Here is a 639-nt window from a genome sequence, read left to right as displayed (position 1 = left end):
AAGCAGCAGCTGCGGCGAGATTGCATCGGGGATGGCCTTCATGGCTTCACTCTGGCGGCAGGAACAATGCGCATTCTAAAGGCAGGCCAGCGTGACGCACTTGATCGACACGCACCTGCCACTCATCCATTAGGCGTAGGTAAGCGCGCCGCGGATTAATCATCCGTTGCCCTGCAAGCCCGCGCCGCCTGCGCTCAGCGGCGGTGGATCGCCCGCGCATCACTCAGGAGACCAGGCATGAACGTCAACTACACGGCCGAAGAGCTCGCCTTCCGCGACGACGTGAGCGCCAACCTGACAATCGAGATGACGGCGGATAACGCCGCCAAGGTCAAGCTCGCCAAGCACATGACCAAGGAAGATCACCAGGTCGTCATACAGAGCCACACCACGGTTGTGGCTACCGTTGCCGCCTTCTCCGCTCAGGCGGCCGAAGAACTGAAAGTCGCCGCCACCGCGGTGCCGCACGCCGAGATCCTCGAGTTCGTCAAACCCAAGCTTTCACGCAGCGCGTCGAGCACCACGCCATCGAAGCGGGCGAGCGCGGCGTCGGCACCGGCCTCGGTGGCACGCACGCGGGCACGGTCGACCTGGGTCGGGAAGTGCCAGGCGATATGCGGACCGAACGCCCAGCGCCGG

The 639-nt window shown here is 64.5% G+C and carries 1 pseudogene; it reads left to right on the top strand.

What is annotated here, in order from left to right:
* Positions 1 to 348: 348 nt before the first annotated feature.
* Positions 349 to 639 (top strand): annotated as a pseudogene (locus U8L64_RS00540) (hypothetical protein); the annotation flags it as partial.

It is taken from the genome of Pseudomonas sp. FIP_A4 (genome assembly GCF_036701605.1).
In the GTDB taxonomy this organism is placed as follows: Bacteria; Pseudomonadota; Gammaproteobacteria; order Pseudomonadales; family Pseudomonadaceae; genus Stutzerimonas; species Stutzerimonas phenolilytica.
Note: the sequence above shows the minus strand (reverse complement) of the source record. Positions and strands in the feature narration are given on the sequence as shown.